General features: G+C 45.2%; 5 protein-coding genes. All 5 read right to left on the bottom strand.

Annotated features, from left to right (window positions below):
* Positions 1-228 precede the first annotated feature (228 nt).
* The 5 genes from QMA39_RS19500 to QMA39_RS19480 all read right to left on the bottom strand — a co-directional run bounded on the left by QMA39_RS19500 (position 229) and on the right by QMA39_RS19480 (position 6,946).
* The gene (locus QMA39_RS19500; RefSeq protein ID WP_027956144.1) at positions 229-1,077 is read right to left on the bottom strand and encodes a YitT family protein; all 849 of its coding nucleotides are present in this window, start codon (positions 1,075-1,077) and stop codon (positions 229-231) included.
* Between the two features lie 600 nt (positions 1,078-1,677).
* Positions 1,678-3,474 carry a PAS domain-containing sensor histidine kinase gene (locus tag QMA39_RS19495; RefSeq protein ID WP_281659580.1) on the bottom strand — a complete coding sequence of 599 codons (1,797 nt, stop codon included), beginning with the start codon at positions 3,472-3,474 and terminating at the stop codon, positions 1,678-1,680.
* Positions 3,475-3,694: 220 nt separating this feature from the next.
* Complete coding sequence (locus QMA39_RS19490) at positions 3,695-4,564, bottom strand: DNA-3-methyladenine glycosylase (RefSeq protein WP_027956147.1); 870 nt, start codon at positions 4,562-4,564, stop codon at positions 3,695-3,697.
* A gap of 202 nt (positions 4,565-4,766) precedes the next feature.
* The gene (pdaA, locus tag QMA39_RS19485) at positions 4,767-5,546 is read right to left on the bottom strand and encodes a delta-lactam-biosynthetic de-N-acetylase (RefSeq protein ID WP_281659579.1); all 780 of its coding nucleotides are present in this window, start codon (positions 5,544-5,546) and stop codon (positions 4,767-4,769) included.
* Between the two features lie 92 nt (positions 5,547-5,638).
* On the bottom strand, positions 5,639-6,946 hold the full coding sequence (locus QMA39_RS19480; RefSeq protein WP_281659578.1) for a Na+/H+ antiporter NhaC family protein: 1,308 nt from the start codon (positions 6,944-6,946) through the stop codon (positions 5,639-5,641).
* Positions 6,947-6,988 lie beyond the last annotated feature (42 nt).

Here is a 6,988-nt window from a genome sequence, read left to right as displayed (position 1 = left end):
CCGGTACAATACCGAGGCCATCTCTTAGCTGCCTAAGGCTCTTTTTATAAACTGTCCATATTATGGGGTACAGTTCATAATGCCTTCCGGAGACTCTTTTTCATGTTTATCTTTTTTTCCGTATCAATGTGATCTTTCATCCAAGTATGACCAAACACAAACGATCCCCTCTGCCTTTCCACCGTTATGGAATGAAGGGGTGGGAACCGCCGTCAATTTCTACAGGAGTTAAGCCAGTCGTTTGAAATTCTCCCCAAGAATTTCATTCATGGAGTGAACGGTAATAAACGCCTGCTCATCCACGGCCGTCATATATTTCTTGAGACGGGTATAATCTTTCCGGCTGAGAATTGTAGTGATAACTTCCTTCTGCTCCTGGTTAAACGCACCCTTCGCTTCATGAATGGTAGCACCGCGGCCGAGCTTATTGATGATAAAGTTCCGGACAAGCTCACTCTCACGGCTGATAATGACAATCTCCTTGTTATCCTCGAACTGCTGAAGCATATAGTCGATGACAAGGCCATTGAGAATGACACCAAAGAACGCATACATACCGACCGTAGGGCCGAACAGGAAGATGGAAGATGTAGCAATGGCAATATCAGAGAAAAGCACACCTTTTCCAACTTCAATGGAGAAGAATTTATTTAGAATCATAGCGAGAATATCGGTCCCGCCTGTGGAAGCTCCCTGATGAAAAACGAGGGCCATGCCTGAAGCCGCAATAATCTGTCCGATAATCAGCTGAATCAGCAGATCATCACTCAGAGCTTCCTGCATAGGGAAAAAGGCTTCGAGGCCCCAAACCATAAACGAAAGTGCAAAACTTGCATAGATAGTTTTCACACCAAATTGGAACCCTAGGAAAATAAAACCGACGATAAATAAGACAATATTCAAGAGAATCATAATCATTCCAAGGGACAAATCAGGAAAAACCTTATTCAATACGATGGATAAACCACTCACTCCCCCTGTAGCCAGGTCGTTCGGGGACAGGAAGAAGTGGACGTTGGTCGCTACAGCAAGTGCACCAAGATTCATCATTAGAAATGACCACACTTTTTTCAACATCTGAGAGCCTCCTTTATTGTAATTATTGATAGGATTTTGTCGAACGAAATTTGCAATACAATCGGGATTATAGAGCCCTTTCTGCCTTTTGTAAACAGCTGTTGATATAAAAAAGGGATTTATTTTAAGTAAGCGGTTTAAGCGGAAATATTCAGCAAATTGAAATGGTTTTCCCTGCTAAATAAACATAAAAAAAACGCCACGTAAGAAGTGGCGTTTTTGCTTGGCTGTAGAAAAAGCCTGTGTGAACCAGTTAGAGTTGTCCATTTGTCGTGTGAAGGGTCACATTCCGCTTGTTGGTGGATGAATGCCGCGGGCACGCCCTACGCTGACTTGGTCAGGAAGGTCGCCTGCCCAAGTGGATATTCGTCCCCATGGGCTGCGCTATTGCCGCTTGCGTGGAAAAGAACAGGCACGGGTGACGTCTGCCTGCCGGATTATGAAAAAGATTGTCCTCCAACCAGCAAGGATGAGCTTGGTGAAGGAGAGTCTTTGTCGATGTTAAAGAACTCCCAAGGAGTGGAAGGGGCTTTCGCTCCTGGCGGTAAGAACGAAAAAAGCTTGTAGAGAAACAGGGGTTTCTCTACAAGCTTTTTTCGTTCATGCACGAGGCAGTTTGACAACGACCGTCGTTCCTTTTCCTTTTTCACTTTCATAGTTTATCGTCCCGTTCAAATCCGATACGATTTTCTTCGTGACCATAACACCAAGTCCTGTTCCTTTTTCTTTTGTAGTAAAGAACGGTTCACCGATTTTCGAGAGTTCCTGTACGCTTAAGCCCGGTCCATTATCTCTAACGAAAAGCGTTAGATGGGAGCTCGACATCTGAATTTCAATTCGTACTTCACCACCGAGATCGACCGCGTCCACCGCATTCTTCACCAGATTGATTAAAATCTGGTTCATCCGTTTCGGTTCCGTCCTGAACTTATCCTGTACAGGGTCACAATCAAACAGCAGAAGGATCTGCTTTTCGTTCGCTTCCGGTTCAAGAAGGCGGAGTACATACGATACAAGCTGTTCCGGGTCCACTTCCTCAAGCTGGATGGAAGACTTCGGTTTCGACAGCATCATGAAGTCCTGGACGATCGCTTCGATTCGATTGACTTCATCCAGGATGATTTCCTGATAATTATCCCTGAGCTCAGGATTAGCCGCTCCAATCTGGAGAAAACCTTTGATGGCGGTCAGTGGATTCTTAATTTCATGAGCGATGCCTGCAGACATCTGCGTAATCGTAGACAGCTGCTGGGACTTTTCCTTCAGCTCAATCATTTCCTTGTATTCCGTTACATCCTGATGAATACCGAGAATAAGCGACTTTCCGTTATAATCCACCGGAAAACCTTTCGTACGGATCCACTTTTCTTCTTTCCCCTGGACACATACTCGATAGTCAACGACGAATTCCTCGCTTTTCATTTTCGAAAGGCCTCCTACGAAATGAGACCGGTCCGCTTCATGTACGTGCTCCAAAAGTGACTTGGGGTCTGAAAATGCCTGACGTCTTGGAATACCGAACAAGGTTTGAAAAGCAGGACTGATATAGTGGACTTCCTCAAAGTGCGGATCACTGATCCAGAAAACATCCGTAATGTTATCAGCGAGAAGAGCAAAACGCTCTTCTGAATCTTTAAGCGCTTGCAAATGTTTATTATATTGAGTAATATCCTGCAGAAAAACAGTAAGGCCCAGTTCTGTTGGATGGACCGTCACTTTCACATCGAGCTGGGTTTCCTCAATAAAACCCTCGAATTCCACCGTTTCGAACGTTTCCATAGAGCGCAGGAAATGCTGAAAAAATGGATAGTGCTCATCTATGGAAAAGATGTCCCATAATTTTTTATAATAATTTTTGAAAAAAGGGCGTTTGGTCAGCTCTTCCATTTTAGGATTGGCATAAACAACTTCCCAATTATGATTAATGACGGCAAGGCCGTGTGGAAATTTATCGACAATGTGTGTCATGCGGTGCTTGATTTGAGAAGAGGAAAAGCTTAAAAGCGGAACGCCTTCATAATTCGTAATGGATAAGGACGGCTTATCATTCTTTGAAGGCACATCAGCGGCCACCGGCGCCGATACAGAAAAATGATGGTCTTCTTCCATTTTTGCGAGTGTAAAGGTGATCTGGCCGTTGGTCAGATGCATCATACGGCATTGAAACCTATGATTAAAATTCTTATCTGTCAACTGGACAGAGGATTCCCTCAGCCCTTCGGTCAAAAGCTGGTGAAGAGATTGTTGCAGGCGGTGCTGGCCTGTGTGGCGGAAACACCGGATCCACTGAGAGAAAGACAGGTCTGTTTCCTTCAAATGCAGCATATGAATCATTTCCTGATTCAATGTAACGGCTTGAAGACGCAGATCGAGTAAACATGCGGGTGTTCCATTCATACTAAGAACATCCAAAATCTCACCGCTATGAACTTGGTCTGAATACCTCTCTCTTATAACCAATAGTAAGACCTCTTTCCTTTTTGCCGCTCGTTTATTTCCAATACGTTTTTCATTATAACGCAAAATTAACAAATTTTGAATATTTTCTAACGATTTAGCCTTTATTTTTGCTTTTTAAACATTGTACGCTGAAAAGAACAACGATATGACAGAAATTTCACCCTTCAATACTACGCCACAATGTTAACGAGGCGTAACTCAAATAAGGCGACCATGGCTGGCTCCATGCTCCCATTTCTTCTGTTGTCGGTTTACGTTCCATTTGAAAGTAATGCTTCAACGCATTTTGAATTCCGATGTCCGCTTTCGGGAATAAGTTTTCTCTTCCGAGCCCGAACATCATCCAGTTTTCTGCTGTCCATGGCCCGATACCCCTGACTTTCACCAGACGTTTCATAATGTCTTCGTTCTCCATAGCAGACAGTGCCGGCAAATCCAGTTCCCCTTCTGCTATGCGTTTGGACGTATCAATGACATACTCGGCTTTCCTCTGGCTGAACTGCAGCTCCCTCAGAGTTTCATATGGCGTCTCAGCAACCGTTCCCGGATCAGGATAAAACCATACGCCGTCTTTCTGTCTGCCAAGTGTCTCTACGAACCTGGTGCTCAGAGTATAAGCGAACTTCATATTCAACTGCTGGTGGATGATGACTTTCATCAAACAGTCGTAAAGGTGAAAATCCTTCACGATCGGTGTGCCGGGGTGATTTCTAAACAACTGTTCCAAGTCGGTGTCCAGGAAATGCTGATGAATCTTCTCCAGATCAACATCCCATTGAAAAAGATGCTTGATGTAGTTCAAAAGCTGTGGTCTGGCTTCATCGCTGTCACTCTGCACAGAAAAAACAGGATCAAGGGTCGTCCCGAGGGCCTGAACTCTGACGATATGATGTTCCTCATTAAGCTTGACAGGGATATCCACCCAGCGTTCCTCTCTGTCCAGATGAATTAAAGGGTCCAGCTGCCAGCGAAGTAACGTATAATCAAAATCATAAAAGTTAACTGCCTTTAATTTTTCTTTCCACACGTGAGTTTTTCCTCCTTCAATTCCCTTAGATTTTTCTATTTTGTTAAGAATAGGAAAGAAGACCTGAGGCTTATCCGACCAATTCTCCCTTTATGATAGAAGCTTTGATGAAACTTAGCAAAACAATACAATCACAGACACCGTGAGGGAGCTGAAATAAAATGAAAAGCCGCTGTACAACGTGTACGGCGGCATACATTTGTTATAAACCCCAGACAGGCGCGGGGACGAGCTGTTTCATCAGAATTTCATTCAAATCCCCGAATCGGTAGCCTCGTTTCCTAAGCTCATCAATCATTTGTGAAAGGGCTTCGGCGTTGTCACTGGAGACGGTGTGCAGGAGGATGACGGCTCCAGGATGGATCTGATCCATCACACTCCGGTAAGCATACTCCCATCCTTTTTGTCTGTCGGTATGCCAGTCCACGAACGCAACGGACCAGAACGCATGGGTATAGCCGAACTCCTCCGCCCATTTCAGCGTCTGTGCATTAAACGTACCTCTCGGCGGACGCAGGAAGGTCATAATTTCCTGATCTGTCTGCTCCTTAACGGCTTCCTCCACCCGTTTCAGTTCTTTTTCCATATCGGCTTTAGAACTCTGCGTAAAATCCGGATGGCTCCAGGAATGGTTCCCAATGATGTGTCCTTCATCAGCCATTCTTTTTAAAAGATCGGGCGCACTTTCAATATAATGACCGGTTACGAAAAAGGCTGCCGGTACTTCTTTTTCCTTAAGGACATCTAAAACCTGACCGGTATATCCTTGTTCATACCCATTATCAAACGTTAAATAAACCACACGATCCTTGGAAGGATCCATAAAAAACCCATGATGCTGTTCAATCATCGGTCCATACCTGCCTGGATCCGGCGTAGTACCATTTTTGCTTTTATTATACCCCCACCCTTCTGCATAGGTGGTTAAAGGAAAAAGACAGACCATCAGGACGACCGTCATCAGCTTCACTATCCTGCTCATGTGTCATGTACCCCTCACTTTTTGCTTAGTATGTGTGAAGCAGAAGGGAATATAAAAAAAGACAGGTGGGAAAATTCCCCACGCTGTCTTTTCTACAGAAATAAAGAAGCGGCCCATCCGAAGATGAACAACGGTATATTATAATGCAGAAATGTCGGCACACAAGTATCCCAGATGTGGTTGTGACGGCCGTCTGCATTGAGCCCGGATGTCGGACCGAGTGTACTGTCAGAAGCCGGTGAACCTGCATCACCAAGAGCTCCTGCTGTACCAATCAGTGCTGCTGTCGCCATCGGCGAAAAACCGGCAGCAGCGCAGATAGGCACAAACAGAGCGGCAAGGATCGGTATCGTAGCAAAGGAAGAGCCGATTCCCATGGTGACCACAAGACCGACAGACAGAAGAATGAAGGCAATGAAAGCCTGATTGTCCCCAAGATAATCGGAGCTGAGCTCCACAAGTGCCGACACGGATTCCGTCTCCGTCAAGACGTTCGCGTACCCGGCAGCGACGAGCATAACAAAGGCAATAAAACCCATCATCCCAATTCCGTCGTTGATGACCTTATCACCTTTATTGAATGGAACGACACGGAAGATAAACATCAGGATGATACCGGCCAGGGCAGCCAGAATCAGATTGGACCAGACCGCCTGAATAACAAGTGTTACAAGCATGGCCACAAGCGTCAGAAGGTGTTTCATTTGGAAACGTGAATCAAGGACAACCTCTTCATCCGGCGTTTCTTTATCTTCTGGTACGACAGAAGGGTCCCTTGGTTTCCGGTAAGTAATGAAGATGGCGATGAAAAGTCCGACGATCATTCCCGAACCGGGAAGAATAAGGGACGCAGCGATCGTTCCGATTCCAAGATCGATGCCGTTCGTTTCCATGGATGTCTTGATCGTATCGTGAAAAATATAGCCAAAGCCAACCGGAATCATGACATACGGCGCTTTCAAACCAAAGGTTAAAGCCGCAGCCACAGCTCTCCGGTCCAGCTTCATTTCATCAAACAATTTTAAAAGCGGAGGAATAAGAATTGGTATAAAAGCAATATGCACTGGAATGACGTTTTGTGAAAGACTTGCCACGAACGCAATGACAAAAACGATCATGGTGCGCTTATCCTTCAAAACACGAAGTAAAAAACCGACTAGTATCGATGTGATACCTGAGTAGCTGATCGCAACGGCGAAAGCTCCCAGTAATATATAACTTAATGCCACATTCGCTTGAGCTCCCATCCCATCCACAAGCAGGGTCAGGGCGTCCGTCAAGTTCTCACCGTTCATGAGACCTGCCGTTAAACCGGCAGCGATAATGGCAACGATGACGTTCACGCGCAATAAACTCAACACGGTCATCACCAGGACAGATACGACAACTGCCCATGCCATAAGACATTCTCCTCTCAAATATTTTCATACATTAGCGATTTA

The sequence above is a fragment of the Halobacillus sp. Cin3 genome (genome assembly GCF_947311855.1).
Taxonomy (GTDB): Bacteria; Bacillota; Bacilli; order Bacillales; family Halobacillaceae; genus Halobacillus; species Halobacillus kuroshimensis.
Note: the sequence above shows the minus strand (reverse complement) of the source record. Positions and strands in the feature narration are given on the sequence as shown.